This window comes from Allobosea sp. 2KB_26 (assembly GCF_052115715.1).
GTDB lineage: Bacteria > Pseudomonadota > Alphaproteobacteria > Rhizobiales > Beijerinckiaceae > Allobosea.
Map to the genome: position 1 here is coordinate 1,660,419 of NZ_JBFRHE010000001.1, position 17,935 is coordinate 1,678,353.

The window sequence follows — 17,935 nt, forward strand, 5'->3', positions numbered from 1 at the left end:
TTTGTGTCAACTAGATTGCAATTGATTGTACAATCTTTTGTCGAAGAGATTGATCTATCCGCCGTCCCGCTCTATTCGGAGAGCACACACAGCATGGGGTTGAATAATGCCAAGGCCGAAGAGAAAGGCGGCGACTGTCGAAGGCGCCATCGCCGACATGCGCAAGAAGATTTCCTCGCGGGCCATCAGCCCGGGCACGCGGATTCCCGAGGAGGATCTGGCCCAGGCCTACGATCTGCCCCGGGCAAAGGCGCGGGAGATCCTTGCGACACTGGAAGATCGCAGCCTGATCACCCGCGAACCCAACAAGGGCGCGATCGTCGCCGCGGTGGATATGGAAACCACCTATCGCCTCTATGAAGTCCGCGAGGCGCTGGACGGCCTGGCAGTCAGACTGGCGACGTTGAACTCCAAACCCAGCGACTGGGATGATATCAGCGAATTGTTCGGCCCATCCTTCGAGGAGAGTCTGAAGGCAGGCGACATTGACCGTCATGTCGAGGCGATCGAAACGTTTCGCGCCCGGATCACCCAGGCCGCCCGCAACCCCGTGCTCACCGATCTGATCGAGCGCATCTACGACCGCACCCGTGTCACGATCCGTCGAGTGGCGCTCCTTCCCGGCCGCGCCCAGGCCGGCATACTTCAGTATCGGGCCGTGCTGGCGGCGATCATCCGAGGCGACGCCGACGACGCCGAGATGCGCATCAGAGAGCTCAATAGAAGCGCGCGCGAGTACATCGAGCGCTACAAGGATTACGTCCTTTAGCGAAACGTCAGCGGCAAGGCTCCGTCTCGGTCAGGGTGCTCGCACCTGGCTGAGAACAAACAGGGCGAGCGCCGCGAAAGCCCCGACGGTCGCGACCGCGGCCGACAGCAGGAGCGCACCCGCCTCGCCATAGCGCGTGATCGTGGCCGCGTAGGCGATCGGCGCCGTGGCCGATAGCAGGAAGCTCGGGGCCACGAGTGTCCCGACGAAGCGTCCATAGCTCGCCGGATCGAACAGGATGAGCGGCACCGTTCCCCGCGTGATCGTCAGCAAGCCGTTGCCGGCGCCGTACATGAAAGCGAAGACGAGCGCAGCCTGCCATGTCGACATCGCCAGGAAGCCAGCGACGAAACTGACGAGCAGGACAACCGTGGCAAAGAGGTTGAGAGCAATGGGATCGACACGGGCTCCGAACAGGACCTCGCAGAGGCGCGCCGCCGACTGGCCGACCCCACGGAAGCTCGCGGCCATGATTGCAGTCGACGCGCTCAACCCGAGGCCGACCATCATCGCAATCATATGCGCCGACATCCCCGAATTCAGGAAGTTCGCCAGCGTCACGACCAAGGCAAACAGGCCTGCTGCCCAGACCTTCCGACGCGGGGTTTCGATGCGGCCGGTGCTGGACCGGGAGGACGGCATGATCGGCCGCGAGGCGACTGGCAATGTCGTCAGCAGCGGGATCGCCAGCAGAGAAATCGCAGCATAGGCGAACACGGCTCCCCGCCAGCCCAGGGTTTCCGCAAGAGCACTGCCGATCGGCCAGAAGACCGTCGAGGCCAAGCCTCCCAGAAGCGTGATCTGGGATATCGGGCGGCGCGCGTCACTGCCCAGCAATCGCGCCAGGGTGGCGAAGGCAGCGTCATAGAGCGACATGCGCATGCCCAGACCGAGCATGAACCAAGCCGTGAAGTAGAGCGCGAGATTGCCTCCCAGCGCGAGCAGGAGGCAGCCGAGCGCATTGAGCCACGCTCCGCCGATCATGACGGAGCGCCCGCCCCTTCGATCGATCAGTGCGCCGATCGGCGCAGAGCTCAGCCCCATGACCAGGAGGGCAAGCGAATACCCTCCGTAGACCGCCTCCCGCGACCAGCCGGTGTCCGCGACGATCAGGTTCCCGAATGCCCCGATCAGGTAATACGTCACCCCCCACGAGATGAGCTGCGTGAGACCGAGATTGAAGACCGCCCAACGGCGCATCATGTCCGGGCCGATGGATACGAACCGTCATCTGGCGGCGTGTGGGCTCCCTGGCCCAACGCCCTTTGCATCAGCACCGTGTCCAGCCACCCTCCCAGTTTGAAGCCGATCGCCCGAAACGTGCCGACCGGTTCGAAGCCGAGCCTGCCGTGCAAGGCGATCGAGCCGCGATTATCGCTATTTCCAACGACGGCCACCATTTGGCGCCAGGGACCCCTCTCACAGTGGTCGATGAGGGCGGACAGGAGCCGGCTCCCGATGCCGCGCCCTGCCATTCCCGGCGCGACATAGACGGAATCCTCCACCGTATATCGATAGGCGGGCCGGGGCCGGTAGCACGTCGCATAGCAGTAGCCGACGACCGCTGCGTCGATTTCCGCCACTAGGAAGGGCAGGCCGAGATCGAGGACGGCAGCGCGCCTGGCCGCCAACTCCTCAAGCGAAGGCGCGACGGTCTCGAAGCTGGCGAGCCCATGCAGAACATGGTGCGCATAAATCTCCTGGATGGTCTCGAGGTCGCGCTCTTGCGCCGCGCGGATCGCGACCCTGGACGATGAGATGGCCGATGGCCGCGATGGGCATTCCGCCAGACTGGGCATTGTTTCGCTCTTCGAAGATGGGTCCTGGCACCTTCGCTACGCCTCCCCCCGGCATTAAGGAAGATTTGCCTGATTATGCCGAGCATGAGATATTCTTTGGGTGTCCAATCTCAGTCTTGACCAGCTGCAGGCCTTCGTCGACGTCGTGGAGCTGGGCAGCTTCACGGCCGCAGCCGAACGCCGAGGGCTCTCGCAGCCCGCAGTCAGCTTGCAGTTGCGCCAGCTGGAGCGACGTCTGGGAGTGACGCTGATCGAACGGATCGGCCGCAAATGCCAGACGACCCCGGCAGGCGACGAACTCCTGGGCTATGCGCACCAGATCGGCCGCCTCGTCGGCAGCGCGACGGAAGCCATGGCACGGCATGGCAAGGGCGCGATGGGACGTGTCAGGCTCGGGACAGGCGCAACGGCCTGTATCTATCTGCTGCCACCGGTGCTGAAGGAGCTCCGTCGGAAATTCCCGACGCTCGAGATCACGGTCACCACCGGCAACACGACCGATTTTCTCAAGGCCATCGAGGAGAACGAGATCGATGTCGCATTGGTGACGTTGCCTGCGGCAGGCCGCATGCTGGACGTGACCCCGGTGCTCGACGACGAGTTCGTGCTCATCGCCCCGCAGGACATGCCGCTCCCCGCCAAGGTCGACCCCGCGTGGCTCGCCGGACGGCCCGTGATTCTGTTCGAGCCGGGCGGGAGGACGCGCAGCATTGCCGATGCGTGGCTCTCTCAGGCGGGGGTGACGCTCCGGCCCATCATGTCGCTGGGGAGTGTCGAGGCGATCAAGGAACTCGTCGGGGCAGGGTTGGGCTGTGCCGTCCTGCCGGGCATGGCCGTCGCTGGCCACCGGGCTCCAACAGGGGTCGCAGTCCGAAGCCTGACCCCGCCCCTCAAGCGCACCCTCGCAATCGTCGTCCGCCGCGACAAGAAGCTGCACAGGGGGCTCATGGAAACGATCCGCGCGCTGGGCAAGCTGTCCGTCTGAACGGACTCGACAGGGTCTCGCCAGCACCTTTCGGGACATTGCGGGATCGTCGCAGGCGCGACCTTTTCAGGTGGCAGGCCACCCGGCAAAATTCCGGCGGCGAATGTCGGTACAGGGGCTCGAGCTTCGTCCTTGAACCGAAGGGAGGTCTGCAGATGCTCTACACCGTGCTGTGCTACCACGACGAGGATATCACGGCCGCTTGGTCGCGCGAGGAGGAAGCCGCCGTCGTCGATCAGCTGATTGCCGTACACGACAAATGGGGAGGGACGTTCAGGCCGGTGGTTCGGCTGATGCCCACCAATACCGCGACGAGCGTTCGCAAGAGCGGGACACTCGTCACCGACGGTCCCTTTGCCGAGACTAAGGAACAGCTGCTCGGCATCTATGTGATCGAGGTTGCCGATCTTGAGGAGGCGCTCGCCGTGGCTCGCGATCTCGGTCGTGCGAACCCCACCGCCAACTACGAGGTCCGACCGGTGATGACCCTCGTTCCCGACGCGGGCTTGGCCGGGGCCAGCTAGAATGCCCGACCTGGGTCCGATGGACGCGACGCTCGCGGCCGCCCGCCCCCAGGCGGTTGCCGCATTGCTTCGGCACTTTCGCGATCTCGACCTGGCCGAGGAGGCGTTTCAGGAGGCTTGTCTTCGCGCCTTGAGGAACTGGCCGAAGAACGGGCCGCCGCGCGACGCCACGGCCTGGCTGATCATGGTCGGCCGCAACGCTGCGATCGATGCTGTTCGCCGCCGGAGCAAGCTGACCGAATTACCGCCAGAGGATACGATTTCCGACCGCGAGGATGCCGAGCCGGGCCTGGTCGACCGCCTCGACCAGGCGGACTATCGCGACGACATGTTGCGACTCCTCTTCGTGTGCTGCCATCCCGACCTACCGGTGGCCCAGCAGATCGCCATGGCGCTGCGGATCGTCTCCGGCCTGTCGGTGAAGCAGATCGCGCGCGCCTTTCTCGTGAGCGAGACGGCAATGGAGCAGCGTATCGGACGGGCGAAGGCGCGAATCGCCAGGGCGGGCGTCTCCTTTGAGACGCCCGGGCCTCCAGAACGCGCCGCGCGCTTGGCGGCGGTCGCGGCGATGATCTACCTCCTCTTCAACGAAGGCTATACCGATCCCGATCCCCGCAGCGAGCGGTCGAGCCTGTGCGGCGAGGCGATCCGCCTGGCACGGTTGATGCTACGGATGTTCCCCACAGACCCGGAAATGATGGGTCTGCTGGCACTGATGCTGCTCCAGCATTCGCGCCTGCTGGCGCGGTTCGACGCGTTGGGCATGCCAATCCTGCTCGAGGAACAGGACCGCCTGCACTGGAATGGCGCGTTGATCGCCGAGGCGCTTGCGATGATCGACAAGGCGATCCGCCACAGAAGGCCCGGCCCGTACCAGATCCAGGCCGCGATCGCGGCGCTTCACGCGCGTGCGCAACGGCCGGAGGACACCGACTGGGCCCAGATCGAGCAGCTCTATTCGGCACTGGAACGCCGCACTCCCTCCCCTGTGGTGACGCTCAACCGCGCCGTCGCAGTCGCGAAGCTGCATGGACCGGAAGCCGCGCTCGTCCTGATCGCCCCCCTCACCGAACCACTGGCAAGCTACTTCTATTTTCACGGCGTGCGAGGTGCCTTGCTCGAGCAGGTCGGCCGGTTCGGCGAGGCGCGCGACGCCTTCGGCCGCGCCATCGCACTCGCCAACACACCTGCGGAGGCCGCACATATCCGGCAGAATCTCGATCGGCTGGAGAGAGAGGTCGCCGCGCAAAAAAATTCTGCGGGAGATGTCGGCCCGCGGTGAGTGGGATCGTCCTTGAGATGGAGGCAAGCAGGCCTCGGCCAAGGAGACCAGGAATGACCAAGATGATCTTCGTGAACCTGCCGGTGTCAGATCTTGCCGCGTCGACCCGCTTCTACGAAGCGATCGGCTGCCGGAAGAACGATCAGTTCAGCAATGAGAGCGCGTCGTCGATGGTCTGGTCGGACCTGATCACCTTTCAGCTTCTGACGCACGGCTATTTCGCGACCTTCATATCGAAGCCGATTCCCGATGCGCATGCGACCTGCCAGGTGATGCTCTGCCTGTCCTGCGACAGTCGCGAGGAGGTTGATCGCGTAGCCGCGACCGCCGGAAGCGCCGGTGGGAAGGACACTATTCGCGCCCCGATCGACCTGGGCTTTTTGTACAACCGCGCCTTCGAGGATCCAGACGGCCATGTCTTCGAGCTGGCATGGATGGATATGAAGGCCGCGATGCCCGCGGCAGACACCGTGTCGGCCTGACGGCGGCGAGCGAGAAGCAGGTCGCGAAGCTCGGCCCTATCGCCCAGCCGGCATCGCGGCCATGTTGCCAGCCAGCCCTGCCACGCCAGGGCGCCTCGTCAACGGTGATACAAGGAAGGGCGGGCCATTCCCAAATGCGTGACGGGGGCCGGCGCAAAGATCGAGATGGCCTTGGGGTGAACCTTGAAATGGGCCGGCGTTGCAGTGACGATCTCGCCGTCGGTATTGATCGGCATGGGCTTCCTCGTCTCGATGTCGAACTCGACGCATTTCGCTGTGCGAACCTCGCGCCATGCACCATGAGTTCCCGAGCGGAACGAACGCAGCATCAATGCCAGCTTCCCGAGGTTCTTCATCTCGAGGCTGTAGAGGTCGAGATGCCCGTCATCGATCTCGGCGTTCTCCTGCACCACATTGCCACCGCCATAGTGCCGCCCGTTGCCGACCGCGATCTGATAGGTCTCGACATCGATCGCCCGCCCCTTCTCGGTGATGGTCGCGCTGAACCGCGACGCCCGGGTCATGACCTTCATAGCGGCCAGCGCATAGCCCAGCCTTCCGAAACGCCTCTTCAGCACCGGGTCGAGACTTTGCGCGAGCTCGCTGCTCAAGCCGATGCTCGCGACATTGAAGAAGGCATGCCCATTGACCGTGCCGACGTCGACCGGGCGCGTTTCGCCACGCGCGATCACGTCGGCGGCTCCCATAAGGTCCATCGGTATGTCGAGCGTTCGGGCGAGGTCATTGGCCGTGCCCATCGGAATGATTCCCAACGGTAAGCCGCTTTCCATCGCCGCAAGCGCCGCCGAGGACACCGAGCCATCGCCGCCGCAAACGATGACAAGGTCCGCCCTATGGCGCAGGCGTACAATGTCGCGGGCAATCTCGGGCAATGCCTCGAAGGTCTCAACGCTGACACTGAGCCCGCCGCCTTCCAGCCGTTCGAGGAGAGGCGTGATCGACTCCTGGCCACGCCGCGCCTTGGGATTGCGCAGCAGCAGCGCGCGCTTCTGAATCAATTGGCTCATCGGCTCTTGGGTTGGCAGAACATCGGGCAAGGCAGGTGGGGAAGCTGCCCACTGATTTCAACCGCAAGGCTCCATCTCTGGCGGTCCGACCAGATCTTGTCCTGATCGCACGGACCGGCTTCCCGTTGCGCCGAAATCGGACCCCGAGCCCCGCCCGCACGGAAGACGGGCGTGAGGCCATTGGGCCGCCGGGACTCAACCCAAGATTGCGCAAAAGCGCAGGTTGCGGCAATCGCAGATATCGTAAGGTCCGACGGAAACCTCAGGCTGCTTCTGCCGACGGCGGCGGCTCGGTTGGTGTCGAATCCGGTCTCGCGCACAGCGCCAGCATGGCACGCGCGATCTCGGCCTCGCCCATGATCGTCAACGTCGCCCCGCATTTGGTCAGGTGCTCGACCTCCGCATCCGAATGCGCGCGGGCGACGATCGGCAGCGTCGGGTTGTCGCGCCGGGCCTGCTCGCAAACCTGGCCCGCCTCGAAGCTCTGCGGAATCGCCACGAAGAGCCGTTTCGCCCGCGCCACACCCGCAGCCGAAAGGACTTCGGGATCGGCGGCATTCCCGACGATGATCTCGGCCCCATCACGCCTGGCGGCCTCGATCGCATCGGACTGGTCCTCGATCACCAGCAGCTTCTCGCCATGCGCGAGCAGCCCGGCACCGAGCAACGAGCCGACACGCCCGTAACCGACAACGATCATATGCGCGGAGAGCGAGGTCGGCACGATATCCCGCTCCGGCTCAGGCGTCGGGGCGGGAATCGCCGCGCTCTGCTTCGGCTTTGCCGGCTGCGCCTCCGTGCTGATCTTCTCGACGATCGCGAACAGGACGGGGTTGAGCAGGATCGACAGGATCGCACCTGCCAGGATCAGATCGCGCCCCTGCTCGGGCAGGATCGCGAGCGAAACGCCAAGCCCGGCCAGGATGAAGGAGAATTCGCCGATCTGCGCCAGACTGGCTGAGATCGTCAGCGCCACGGCATTCGAACGGCCGAAGGCTCGCACGATTAGCCAGGCCGCGACTGATTTGCCGATCAGGATGATCGCAAGCGTCGCGAGCAGTGGTCCCGGCGCGCGCAGCAGAATCCCCGGATCGAACAACATCCCGACCGAGACGAAGAACAGCACCGCGAAGGCATCGCGCAGCGGCAGGGATTCCTCGGCGGCGCGCTGGCTGAGCGGTGACTCGCTCAAGATCATGCCCGCAAAGAAGGCACCAAGCGCGAACGAGACACCGAACAGGCTGGCTGCCAGGAAGGCGACACCGAGAGCGACAGCCAGCACCGCCAGCCGGAACAGCTCCCGCGAGCCGGTATGGGCGACCCAGTGCAGGCACCAGGGAATGACGCGGCGACCTACAATGAGCATGAAGGCGACGAAGGCGATGACCTTGGCGAGGGTCAGCCCGAGCACACCCCACAGCCCCAGATCGAATTGGGCCGCAAGCGGGCTCGGAGCTCCGGGACGCGCGCCGTTCAGCGCGTCGGCGACCGCCGGAATCAGGACCAGCGCAAGGACCATGGCGAGATCTTCGACGATCAGCCAGCCGACCGCGATCTTGCCCTTCTCGGTCTGGACGAGGCGCCGCTCCTGGAGCGCCCGCAGCAGCACGACCGTACTCGCCACCGAAAGAGCGAGGCCGAAAACCACACCCGCGACCCATGTCCAGCCCAGCAGCAGACCGAGGCCAAGGCCCAGCAAGGTCGCGACGCCGATCTGTACGATGGCGCCGGGAACCGCCACCGCTTTGACCGAAAGCAGATCCTTCAGCGAAAAATGCAGGCCAACGCCGAACATCAGCAGGATGACGCCGATTTCGGCCAGCTGGTTGGCAAGCCCCTGATCCGCGACGAAACCCGGGGTGAACGGCCCGACCGCGACGCCTGCGAGCAGATAGCCGACAAGAGGGGGGAAGCGGAATTTCTGGGCGAGCGCCCCGAAGACGAAAGCAAGGCCGAGGCCCGCGACAAGGATGGCGATCAGCGGGCCGTGATGCATTGGTCTCCCGGAGCGGTGAGTGATGAAAAGGGGGTTGCCAGACCATGGCGGGCGGAAGGCAGAATTTCAACCGCCGCGGGCCAACCTCCTGACTTCAGGGAGCAATATTGGTGCCGTTCGTGCCCGGCGAATTGTCGCAAGGGGCGCTTGCAGCAGCCTGATGGTAAACGGAAACTTTACGAACGCGAACCGCTACGGCGGCGCAACACCTGTGATCAGGGGCGTGGCTTCTCGAGCAGGACCTGCCCTTGTTTTTCGACCCCGAGCTTGAGCTTCTCGGCGAAGACCGCGAGCACCCAGGGCAGCATCACCTCGATGCGGACGAGCGTGTCCTCGACCTCGAGCTTGCCCCTGACGGTATAGCCAAGTGCGGCGACGCCGAACTGGACGGTGTTCCCGTCCCAGGTCTCCTCGACCAGTTGCATCTTCACCATGCCGAGCTTGTCGCGGATCCGGTCGATACCGCTGCGCAACCGCTCGAGGGCGGCTTCACGTCCAAGATCATGTGAAACGGTGATGCTGACAGGCTTGGCCATGGCGCTCTTCAATCAGGACGACTGACTGTCATGTGATGTATCGCCGCCCGATATCCAGAGGCACGCCCGGCCAATGATCTCATAAGACCGGGCTTCGACCGAAAGCGCCTTCCGCTCACCGCGAGAGGGCGCTGGAGCACAGCGAGCGCGCGGCCTGAGTGTGCGCGAGCCACCAATAATTGCGCTCGCTCAGCGCCCGGTGACCGCGCGCAGTGACACGCCACAGGCCATCCGCCGGCTCCACAAGTCCCCGCTGCCTCAGCGACAGCAACACGGCATCGTCGAAGATGAAGTGCTTGGTCTCCTCGTCAAGGCTTTCAAGGGCAATCCATTCCGGGTCGGTCATGATGGGGTTGCACTGCATCTGAAGGTGCTGTGTTTCCATGATCATCTCCTTAGTCGGTCCCGATCGGATGGTGACGACCTCGCATCCAATCTGGGCACCCTCGTGACCGGAAGTCGGCCTCAACAAGCCTTAGCCGGCAGGCTCGGCACATTTCCGTGAACGCGGACGGAACTCTGTCGCTGCAGCATCGTTCAGTTTGCACACCCGAAACGAGAGACTGGAGTGTCCGCGATGGCGACCAACAATGCGTTTCCGCCCGACATGCCGAAGGATTGGGACGAGGCAGAGGACGAGGCCAAGCGTGCCGGCAATACGATCCGCGCCAAGGCAGCCGATCTCGCCGGGACTGTGAAGGACGGCTATGACCGCGCCAAGGACGCGATCAGCGATGTGGATCCTGGCGAGGCAGGACGCTACGCCCAGGAAAAGGGCGAGGTCGCCCTGCGCACCATCCAGCGCCATCCGGTCGTCGCCTTCGGCCTCGGCGCCCTCAGCGTCGGCTTGATCGCCTGGGCGAGCATGCGACCGGCACGGCCGCAATGGGAGCCCGACTACGGGCGCCTGCGCCGGCTCTTCTCCGACTATGGCGGAGACGACATGATCAAAGCAGGACAGGATTCAATGAAAGCCGGCGGAAGCTGGCTGCAATCGTCAGGCAACATCGCCCAGGATTATGCCCGTGATGGCAGCCGCCTGCTGGCGAAACGGACGGAGAAGGAACCGCTTGCCGCGCTGCTTGGGATTGGCATCGCGGTCTATGTGCTCGGCTCGCTGCTGACTTCGTCGAGCGAACTTGCGCCGGCACCGGCGCGACGCCGCAACGCGAAACGCTAAAGCATCGGTCCGAAAAGTGGATTGCGGTTTTCGGGGCAGCCGCTGCAATCGCAGAAGATGACATCATCGGACGGGATACGAGATCCGGTCTGAGATCTAAAAAGGCGACCGGCCGCGATCTGCAGCCGGTCAACCAGTGTGCGCTTCAAATAAAAATCCGGGAGGCCGAAGCCTCCCGGAAATGGACTGTCACCACCAGTAGCCGGGACGGCCATAGTAATAGCCGCGACCGTAATAGGGGCGCGACGCCGCGGCACCGACAATCGCGCCGCCGACGACGCCTGCGGCAACGCCGGCTGTCACCGCACTGGCGGTCTCATTCGATGCACGGCGGTTCTCGACATAATTGGCGGAACGGCACTGCTGATAAGCCCGCGTGCCGGGGCGGAAGCCCTGAGCTTCGCAGGTGACTTCTGCGTCAGCCATCGATTCCTGTGCGGTCTGGCACCCGGCCAGCCCCGCGGCCAGAAGCCCCACGACAATAAGAGAACGCATCAATATATCCTTTTTCAGCCACCCAAGACCGCCAATTCGCATGAAAACTATCGCTGCGGCAACCGTCAAGGCAAACGAGATATTAAGGTTTCCGCATGTGTGGCGTTCCGGATACGCCCGCTATCGGCGGGTCTTCTGCGCCGGCTTTTCCGGGGCGGCCTTTCCTGAACGGGTCAGCGAGGTGATCGCGAGCGCCGGCTTGCCGGACTTCTCCGCGATGAGCTGGTCCTGTTCCATAATGGCCTCGCGCGCCGGCTCGTCACCATCGAGTCCGCCGAGCAGGTCGGAGGGAACCCGACGGTTCGAAGAGCGCGAGCCATCGGAATAGACGATGTCGAACATGACGAACTCGGCATCGAGCGGTTTGGATTTCTTGCGGGCCATGGTCGATCCTTATGCAGAAGGCCGCCGGCGGGGAGCGCGGCGCGATGGGCCTGCGGCCCTTGAGGCGACCTGAGTGAAAGCGGCCCCGGGATAGAACACCTGTGCCCGCGGTTCAATGCGATCATCCGCGGCGGCCTGATTCTCGAAATTGCAGCCAGGCGGCCGATCGTGCGAAATGTGATATGGCCACACACAGGCCTTCAGGAAAGACCCCGATGCTACTGCGCCCGATACTGCTCCTGTCGACGCTCACACTCACCGCTTGCGCCGTTCCGAACTCGCGCTCCAATGCAGTGGTCGTCACGGAGAACAAGGAGATCGTCGCATCCTGCAAGCAGATCGCAGAGATCAATGGCGATTCAACCATAAATCAGACGCTGCTGATCGACAGCGCCCGCGACAGTGCGCTTGCCCGGCTGAAGATCCGCGCCGCCGAAGCCGGCGGGACACATGTGGTCTCACCGGTCGCAGCCCACACCTGGAAGGGACCCAGCACCGCCGGCACGGTCTATAAGTGCTGAGACCATCGCCTGGCTGATCGGCCCCAGGCTCGGATTGCGTCGGGTTTCGTTCCCTGCTTCGCGGCAGCACTACAATAGGACGCCCCGCGGCAAACGCGCGCTCGGTTCAGGATGGACCTAGCCGAGGCGCCGGATGACCTTCTCGCCATTCGGCCAGGGGCCACGTGCGCGCCCGGAGCGCTTCTCATAAGGCAGGTAGCGGTACCCGGACAGCACCGGCGCCGGAAACTCCGGCACAGGATCGAAGATCCAACATTGCCGCCTGATCCGTTCCGCTTCGGTTTGAGCTTCGGCACAGGCCATGATCTGAGAGCGCTCCCAGAAAGCCTCGGCGCGCGACGGCAGCGCGGCGAGGACTGTCGCTGCCGCAAGGCCGGTCAACAAAACTCTGCTCATGAGACAGTCATGGATTGGAGCCTCTTCGGTCTGCGCATCCGTCTCGCATCGTCCAGCATAACATCGTCTGCGTCTTACCGGGTCGTAAACACCACACTCGAAAACCTTCGACTGTCGACCACCACTGCCAAGGGACTCTTCGCTTGACGATGAAACCGAGCCCGGCCCAGCTTCCCTCCATAACGCCATGGGGGATATCGAATCGATGCGGCAGCACGTCTCGAAAGTCGGTGCCGCAATTTGCGTCTTCGCCAGCCTGTCAGCGGGACCGGCGCTTGCGACGGAAGGCGGCGCCAGTCTCTATATCCCGGGCTTGCGCGGACCTCTGTCGGGCCTGGTGCCGCCGCCGGGCTTCTATTTCCAGAATGATTTCTACAGCTATTCCGGTAGCTTGCCGGGTTCCCGCCGGCTCCAGCTCGGCGGCGCCGTCCTCAGCGATGTCAAGGTCGAGGCGCGGGTCAATTTTCTGACACCGACCTGGGTGACTCCGCTCGAGGTGTTAGGCGGCAATCTCGGCTTCGCCGTGACCCTGCCCTTCGGGGTTCCGAGAATCAGCGCTGGCGCCGTGGTTGCCGCGCCGCGTCTGGGACGCGCCTTCGCCTTCAAGCAGCGCGATGCCACCTTCAATATCGGTGATCCCGTCGTCACCAGCTTCATCGGCTGGCATTCCGGCAATTTCCACTGGACGACCGGCGTTGCCGTCAACATTCCGGCCGGGGCCTATCAGGAAGGACAGTTGTCCAATGTCGCGCTTAACCGCTGGATCGGCGACCTCTACGGTGCCGTGACCTATCTCAACACGTCCACGGGACTTGAAATCTCAGCCGCAGGCGGATTTGAGATCAACGGCACGAACAACGCCACCGACTACAACAGCGGCAACGCCATTCACGCCGATTTTTCGATCAGCCAGTACCTGAGCAAGGACTTCTCCATCGGCGTGCAGGTCGGCCATTACCAGCAAGTGAGCGGGGACAGCGGCAGCGGCGCCTCGCTGGGTCCGTTCAAGGGTCGTACCACCGCGATCGGGGGCACCATCGGCTACAATTTCGAAGTTGGTGGCGTCCCGATTTCCACGCGACTGAAGGTCCTTCGCGAGGTCGGGGTCGAGAACCGCCCGCGCGGTACGATCGGGCTCTTTACAGTCGCCTTCCCGCTCGGAGGACAGTCGGCTCCGGCGGCGCCCAAACCGACGATCGTCAAGCACTGACCCACGCCTGGTCAAGAGCCCTGGTCCGTCTGGCGACAAGGAGCTTTGCCGCCGGGGTCGCGCACGCAGCGTCCGCATCATGGCTCTCCTCTCGCTCCGCCAAGGCTGAGCCAAGCGGCGCGCGCTGGTCGCTGTCGCCGACATGCCAGGCTGTGATGCCGGCTGCCCACGGAGAACCTTGTCATTTCCGTCCGCGGAGCCAAGATGTGACGCTGTCATTTGCTGCGGCCGAGCTGGCCTCGCATGACATCATCGCGCCAGCAGCAGGCCCGTCGTGCGAGCGCGGTGTCGACGCCCCGGCAATCCAAGGGAACACCATGATGGACAAGGACTCTGATGCCAGTTCGCGCAGTGCGATCGATGGCGAGATCGGAATTCTCGCACGTCGCAAGATCGAGGCCGGCATCATCGCCCCGATCTACGAGGTCATGCGTGAAAAGCTGGGCGAAGAGTTGGCGCAATCTATTCTCGACACGGCGATCAGGCGGGCCGCCATTGAAACCGGCAAGGCTTTTGCGGCCAAGACCCCCGGAGGTACGACGCTGCGCACGTTCCAGGAGCTCCAGGATCTCTGGACGCAGGACGATGCGCTGACGATCGAGGTCGTCAAGGCCACCGACGCGGAGTTTCACTATAACGTCAAACGGTGCCGCTATGCCGAGACCTATCGGGAGATGGGCCTCGGCCATATCGGCCATTTGCTCTCCTGCAATCGCGACGGCGTCTTTTGCACGGGTTACGACCCGCGGATCTCGCTCGAACGCAGCCAGACTGTGATGGAGGGCGCTTCGCACTGCGATTTCAAGTATCGCTTCTCGGACAAGGCCGAGACCGCCCCGGAGTGAACGGCACTGCGTCGTGCCACCTCGCCTCACCGGCACGGGCATCCGCAAGAAGGGATGCAACCGCAAGCCAAAGTCCGGGAGGGGCCGAGCCAGATTGTCGCAACGAAGGAACGCTGGAGCGGCCTCACGGTTTCCCCCAGTTGTGACTGGCGAAGGGAGCGGCAGATGGCCAGCAAGGACAATGCCCAGCGGGAAATCCGCAAGATCGCCTATGCGCTTTGGATGGAACAGGGCCAGCCGGACGGTCGCGATCGCGAACATTGGGAAGCGGCCAAAGTCATTTGGGCTTTCCGCAACCCCGACGCCGGTGGGAAACAGGACGGCGATACGGCGCTAGAGCCCCGCTCTCACGCGGCTCGACCGTTGCCGGATCGCAGATAGTGCTCGGCTAGCTGATAGTAGCGCTCGGCCTCGATGCGATGACCGGCCAAGGCTTCGGCATCACCAAGTCTCAGGGCACGCTCATAGTGCTGTCGCGTGCCCTGGAGCGGCGCTTGCTCGGTACGCGCGGGCTGCGCCATCCGATGTAGAAGCGGACGCGACGGGGTGGAGTAGGTGCGAGGCATGGTTGCTTCTCCCTATCCTAGGATCTCAGCCACGATCTTGCGGAGTTCCTCACGGCTGAGGCCACAGGGTTCGGGCTTCCAGTTCGGATCTGCCCTGAGCGGGACAGTGGCATTCTTTCTCAAGATTCCGGGGCGCGCACGCGCCTCGGTGGGCTTCATTTCAATGTTCTTGTGCATGTAAGTCCATTCGCCAGGCGGCGAGGCCGCACGGCATTCGTGTTGGAGAATCGTCGAGCGAAATGCATGCGACGGGCGCGCTGCATCGTGGCAGCGATCAAACGTCGAAGGGATACGGATTAAGGCCTCGCGCTCTTTAGAGCCATGGGCCAAGCCGAGCATTTCTAAGTCGACGCCGTACTGTTAGCCGAACAATGTGGCGAATTCAGGTTGCCCGAACACCGATCGAGCGAGTGGTGCAGCTTTTGCGGTAGCCCGGGCCTTCAGCCGGACCACGATCAGGCAAATACGCCCATTGCGCGCCACGCCCACGCAAAAGGCAGGACCTTCGTCGCTTGCCCGAGAACAGGCGCACGCTCAGCATCATGGCCTCCTTTCCCGTGGGGAGAACCAACATGATCGGATGGCTCGTCCTCGTTTTCATGAGCGGGCTTCTGCTCGGCGACATCATCGGAGCGCGTCGATGGCAGCGGCGGGCGGACGAAGCCCTGCAACTTGCAGCGCAGTCTCTCGTGCTCGTCCGGAGCCGCTCCGGACCGACAGGCAACCTGAAATGATGCGCCAAGCTTCGACCCGCAACTGGTCAGATTGCGCAGATCGCATTGGCGCGGTCATCAATGTCAGCGCCGCTGGCAGACAATGCCGCCTGGCTCTCGCCCTTGACGTCGCACGCCATTCAAGCCCTCCCGGCCGCTCCCGATCATGCAGATTCGGTGAATAATCGGTCAGGAGTTGCTGCGGCTGGGGCCAAAGGGGAAAAACGATGTCCGTTCTGTGGAAAGAGGCTGCTGCCCTCCCGAACAGCAGCCTCCTCCCGCAGAACGGCGTTCCCCCGAGATTATTACTAGCCCTGTGCTCTCTCCCGGCTGGCCGCAGGATTCCACACGCTTCGGCAGGCCGACAACTAGACTTTATGCTGCATACCATTGATCTGCGGTGTCGAGCTTCGCAACTTCCACGCGCGTCGCGCCGAGCCTGATACCTCTCCCGTCAGCTGCGCTCGACCACGAAGGTGATGCCCGGGAGACGAGGTTTGCCTGAAGCGCATCGCGGCGCGACGCATCCGGCGCATGCGGTCGCGTGCCTGAAACCGAACGGCGCGGCGATCGATCTGGCGCGCGGGTTTCTGCGATGTTGCTGACTAGCCACCCCAAGCGACACGGCCCGGCCCCTTATTCGAAGGGCCGAGCCTCATTCAAGGCTATGGCGATTCAGCTTACTTCGCGAAGCGGCCTTCATATTTGAACTGCGGCGCCGCCTTCAGCTGGTCCTTGGTGGCGTTGATCCTGGCATTCCACTTCTTGTCCGTCGCATTCCAGGTAATGGCGAGCGCGTTCGGGCTGACCGCAACATAATGGGTGCCCATACCCAGGAAGCCGCCAACCGACAGTATGTAGGAGGCAAGGGAGTTACCGGCGATGACGACATCCTCGATCTCACCCACATTCTCGTCACCGGCATTCCTGACGTTGAGCCCCTTGAGACTGCTGGTGAGGGCGGATGCTTCGTTCACCGAGACGAAGACCGGAGCCTGAGCCGGAGTGGGGGCGGTCTGCGCGAAAGCGGCGCTGGAAAGCACGGTGGCGGCGAGAGCAAGAGCGATGGGGCGCATTTTGGGGATAACCTTCTTGTTGGGCCGCAGGCGGAGACCGCTACGGCGTGACAGAGAGGTAATTCCCGGGGCCCCGATCGGTTCCGCGACTATGTGCAGTGCGACCAGAGGGCTCGCGGCCCGATCGGACCTTTGACGTCTGCGCCGCCCGCCGGGGCATCCGCAGGAGCGCGCGGTTGGCGGGAGCGTCGCGCAGGAGGATCACGATTTTCGGAAAGTGATGATCCATTCGCCGCCTGGGGCGTTTAGCCGGCAGGAGGAACGGCCATGAAACATGATCTCATGCCCAAGGCATTCACCGTGATGCTCGCGACGACCGCGGTAACATCCGCTTCAGCCCAGCAGGCCACGATCGACGAAGCATCCTTTCTGCAGGCCTTCGAAGGACGCTTCACGGGCACCGGAAAGCTCGAGAATGCGGGCGGATCGAGCCATAACCTGAGCTGCAAATTCGACGGCGACCAGCAGGGTTCGCGGGTCACCCTGACCGGCCAATGCTCGACCGCGCTCGTCCTCTCCACCACGGTCAGGATCGATCTGCGCTACGATCCCAGAACGCAGCGCTATGATGGTGAATTCCGGGAGAGCAAGGGCACTGTCGCGAACCTCGCCGGCACGCGTCGCGGCGACAATCTCGCCTTGTCCTTCCGCGAGACGGCGGAGAGCGTTCGTCCCAATCCTCCGGCCACCCTGACGATCAGTCGGCACGCGGAAGGGTTGGCCGTGGCTCTGCGTGCGAGCCAGCCGGGTCGAGGGCAGAACCTGGACCTACACCTCAGCGAAAAATAGGCGCGGCGCTGAGGCACGAGGCTTGTGAAGGACAGTTCGCGTATAGTCTTGCCCTATGACCAGATCTCTTCATCTCCTCGGCGCGATCGCAGCATTGGCGCTCGCTGCTTGCACGGCGGCCGGTCAGCCATCCAGTGCCGTTCCGCCAAGCCCCTGCTCGCCTGAAGGAGTAAAGCGCCTTGCAGCACAGATCGGCAAGAGCGACGCCGAGGTCCTGCGCGCAACCGGCGCAAGTATCGTGCGACGTCTGTCACCTGGCTCGCCCATGACGATGGATTATCGCCGGGAGCGGGTGACGATCGAAGTGGATGGCAGCGGAAAGATCCTGCGGGCGTTCTGCGGCTGACGCTCAACGGCGC

24 protein-coding genes are annotated in these 17,935 nt (G+C 63.7%); 13 read left to right on the plus strand and 11 right to left on the minus strand.

Features of this window, described 5'->3' with window-relative positions; translation table 11 throughout:
* The first annotated feature begins 106 nt into the window (after nucleotides 1-106).
* The gene (locus AB4099_RS08050) at nucleotides 107-769 is read left to right on the plus strand and encodes a GntR family transcriptional regulator (RefSeq protein ID WP_441477623.1); all 663 of its coding nucleotides are present in this window, start codon (nucleotides 107-109) and stop codon (nucleotides 767-769) included.
* Between the two features lie 30 nt (nucleotides 770-799).
* On the opposite strand, the gene AB4099_RS08055 is transcribed toward AB4099_RS08050, so the two are convergent.
* Together AB4099_RS08055 and AB4099_RS08060 are read right to left on the minus strand one after the other, a co-directional pair.
* The gene (locus AB4099_RS08055) at nucleotides 800-1,972 is read right to left on the minus strand and encodes an MFS transporter (RefSeq protein WP_441477624.1); all 1,173 of its coding nucleotides are present in this window, start codon (nucleotides 1,970-1,972) and stop codon (nucleotides 800-802) included.
* Nucleotides 1,969-2,568, minus strand: coding sequence for a GNAT family N-acetyltransferase (locus tag AB4099_RS08060; RefSeq protein WP_441477625.1), 600 nt, complete (start codon nucleotides 2,566-2,568; stop codon nucleotides 1,969-1,971). The genes AB4099_RS08055 and AB4099_RS08060 overlap by 4 nt, the downstream gene beginning before the upstream one ends.
* Before the next feature lie 100 nt (nucleotides 2,569-2,668).
* Here AB4099_RS08060 and AB4099_RS08065 point away from each other — a divergent pair, with 100 nt between their 5' ends.
* The 4 genes from AB4099_RS08065 to AB4099_RS08080 all read left to right on the plus strand — a co-directional run bounded on the left by AB4099_RS08065 (nucleotide 2,669) and on the right by AB4099_RS08080 (nucleotide 5,841).
* Nucleotides 2,669-3,553 carry a LysR family transcriptional regulator gene (locus AB4099_RS08065; RefSeq protein ID WP_441477626.1) on the plus strand — a complete coding sequence of 295 codons (885 nt, stop codon included), beginning with the start codon at nucleotides 2,669-2,671 and terminating at the stop codon, nucleotides 3,551-3,553.
* A 155-nt stretch (nucleotides 3,554-3,708) separates the two neighbouring features.
* Nucleotides 3,709-4,077, plus strand: a complete 369-nt coding sequence (locus tag AB4099_RS08070) for a YciI family protein (protein ID WP_441477627.1) — start codon at nucleotides 3,709-3,711, stop codon at nucleotides 4,075-4,077.
* A gap of 1 nt (nucleotide 4,078) precedes the next feature.
* Nucleotides 4,079-5,359 (plus strand): RNA polymerase sigma factor, encoded by a 1,281-nt coding sequence (locus AB4099_RS08075; RefSeq protein ID WP_113518075.1) that lies wholly within the window; start codon nucleotides 4,079-4,081, stop codon nucleotides 5,357-5,359.
* A 53-nt stretch (nucleotides 5,360-5,412) separates the two neighbouring features.
* Nucleotides 5,413-5,841, plus strand: a complete 429-nt coding sequence (locus AB4099_RS08080) for a VOC family protein (protein ID WP_113518074.1) — start codon at nucleotides 5,413-5,415, stop codon at nucleotides 5,839-5,841.
* 98 nt (nucleotides 5,842-5,939) lie between these two features.
* Here the strand turns inward: AB4099_RS08080 and AB4099_RS08085 are convergent, their stop codons facing one another.
* The 4 genes from AB4099_RS08085 to AB4099_RS08100 all read right to left on the minus strand — a co-directional run bounded on the left by AB4099_RS08085 (nucleotide 5,940) and on the right by AB4099_RS08100 (nucleotide 9,786).
* Entirely contained in the window at nucleotides 5,940-6,869 is a 930-nt protein-coding gene (locus tag AB4099_RS08085) for a lipid kinase (RefSeq protein WP_441477628.1), read from the minus strand.
* Between the two features lie 262 nt (nucleotides 6,870-7,131).
* Nucleotides 7,132-8,865 carry a YbaL family putative K(+) efflux transporter gene (gene ybaL / locus AB4099_RS08090; RefSeq protein WP_113518072.1) on the minus strand — a complete coding sequence of 578 codons (1,734 nt, stop codon included), beginning with the start codon at nucleotides 8,863-8,865 and terminating at the stop codon, nucleotides 7,132-7,134.
* A gap of 215 nt (nucleotides 8,866-9,080) precedes the next feature.
* On the minus strand, nucleotides 9,081-9,401 hold the full coding sequence (locus AB4099_RS08095) for a polyhydroxyalkanoic acid system family protein (protein ID WP_441477629.1): 321 nt from the start codon (nucleotides 9,399-9,401) through the stop codon (nucleotides 9,081-9,083).
* Nucleotides 9,402-9,516: 115 nt separating this feature from the next.
* The gene (locus AB4099_RS08100) at nucleotides 9,517-9,786 is read right to left on the minus strand and encodes a hypothetical protein (protein WP_441477630.1); all 270 of its coding nucleotides are present in this window, start codon (nucleotides 9,784-9,786) and stop codon (nucleotides 9,517-9,519) included.
* A gap of 192 nt (nucleotides 9,787-9,978) precedes the next feature.
* On the opposite strand from AB4099_RS08100, the gene AB4099_RS08105 reads away from it, so the two are divergent.
* The gene (locus AB4099_RS08105) at nucleotides 9,979-10,581 is read left to right on the plus strand and encodes a hypothetical protein (protein ID WP_441477631.1); all 603 of its coding nucleotides are present in this window, start codon (nucleotides 9,979-9,981) and stop codon (nucleotides 10,579-10,581) included.
* Between the two features lie 189 nt (nucleotides 10,582-10,770).
* Here AB4099_RS08105 and AB4099_RS08110 read toward each other — a convergent pair whose 3' ends face one another.
* Nucleotides 10,771-11,076: a hypothetical protein gene (locus AB4099_RS08110; protein WP_043241788.1), complete on the minus strand. Its 306-nt coding sequence runs from the start codon at nucleotides 11,074-11,076 to the stop codon at nucleotides 10,771-10,773.
* 120 nt (nucleotides 11,077-11,196) lie between these two features.
* On the minus strand, nucleotides 11,197-11,460 hold the full coding sequence (locus AB4099_RS08115) for a hypothetical protein (RefSeq protein WP_113518068.1): 264 nt from the start codon (nucleotides 11,458-11,460) through the stop codon (nucleotides 11,197-11,199).
* Nucleotides 11,461-11,675: 215 nt separating this feature from the next.
* Here AB4099_RS08115 and AB4099_RS08120 point away from each other — a divergent pair, with 215 nt between their 5' ends.
* A complete protein-coding gene (locus tag AB4099_RS08120) occupies nucleotides 11,676-11,981 on the plus strand; it encodes a hypothetical protein (RefSeq protein ID WP_113518067.1) in 306 nt (101 codons plus the stop codon).
* Nucleotides 11,982-12,098: 117 nt separating this feature from the next.
* On the opposite strand, the gene AB4099_RS08125 is transcribed toward AB4099_RS08120, so the two are convergent.
* Nucleotides 12,099-12,377, minus strand: a complete 279-nt coding sequence (locus AB4099_RS08125; protein WP_162768416.1) for a hypothetical protein — start codon at nucleotides 12,375-12,377, stop codon at nucleotides 12,099-12,101.
* A 205-nt stretch (nucleotides 12,378-12,582) separates the two neighbouring features.
* On the opposite strand from AB4099_RS08125, the gene AB4099_RS08130 reads away from it, so the two are divergent.
* From AB4099_RS08130 to AB4099_RS08140, 3 genes are all read left to right on the plus strand, one after another.
* Nucleotides 12,583-13,587, plus strand: coding sequence for a SphA family protein (locus AB4099_RS08130; protein WP_441477632.1), 1,005 nt, complete (start codon nucleotides 12,583-12,585; stop codon nucleotides 13,585-13,587).
* A 320-nt stretch (nucleotides 13,588-13,907) separates the two neighbouring features.
* Entirely contained in the window at nucleotides 13,908-14,432 is a 525-nt protein-coding gene (locus AB4099_RS08135; protein ID WP_441477633.1) for an L-2-amino-thiazoline-4-carboxylic acid hydrolase, read from the plus strand.
* Between the two features lie 165 nt (nucleotides 14,433-14,597).
* The gene (locus AB4099_RS08140) at nucleotides 14,598-14,813 is read left to right on the plus strand and encodes a DUF2934 domain-containing protein (RefSeq protein WP_441477634.1); all 216 of its coding nucleotides are present in this window, start codon (nucleotides 14,598-14,600) and stop codon (nucleotides 14,811-14,813) included.
* Here AB4099_RS08140 and AB4099_RS08145 read toward each other — a convergent pair.
* Nucleotides 14,780-14,998, minus strand: coding sequence for a DUF4167 domain-containing protein (locus tag AB4099_RS08145; RefSeq protein WP_441477635.1), 219 nt, complete (start codon nucleotides 14,996-14,998; stop codon nucleotides 14,780-14,782). The two genes, AB4099_RS08140 and AB4099_RS08145, sit on opposite strands and share 34 nt — an antisense overlap.
* Before the next feature lie 572 nt (nucleotides 14,999-15,570).
* Here AB4099_RS08145 and AB4099_RS08150 point away from each other — a divergent pair.
* Nucleotides 15,571-15,732 carry a hypothetical protein gene (locus tag AB4099_RS08150; RefSeq protein WP_162768414.1) on the plus strand — a complete coding sequence of 54 codons (162 nt, stop codon included), beginning with the start codon at nucleotides 15,571-15,573 and terminating at the stop codon, nucleotides 15,730-15,732.
* 659 nt (nucleotides 15,733-16,391) lie between these two features.
* On the opposite strand, the gene AB4099_RS08155 is transcribed toward AB4099_RS08150, so the two are convergent.
* A complete protein-coding gene (locus AB4099_RS08155) occupies nucleotides 16,392-16,787 on the minus strand; it encodes a PRC-barrel domain-containing protein (protein WP_113518064.1) in 396 nt (131 codons plus the stop codon).
* A 267-nt stretch (nucleotides 16,788-17,054) separates the two neighbouring features.
* Between AB4099_RS08155 and AB4099_RS08160 the strand changes: the two genes are divergently transcribed.
* Complete coding sequence (locus AB4099_RS08160) at nucleotides 17,055-17,576, plus strand: hypothetical protein (RefSeq protein WP_441477636.1); 522 nt, start codon at nucleotides 17,055-17,057, stop codon at nucleotides 17,574-17,576.
* Nucleotides 17,577-17,631: 55 nt separating this feature from the next.
* Nucleotides 17,632-17,922, plus strand: a complete 291-nt coding sequence (locus AB4099_RS08165) for an I78 family peptidase inhibitor (protein WP_441477637.1) — start codon at nucleotides 17,632-17,634, stop codon at nucleotides 17,920-17,922.
* Nucleotides 17,923-17,935: the final 13 nt, after the last annotated feature.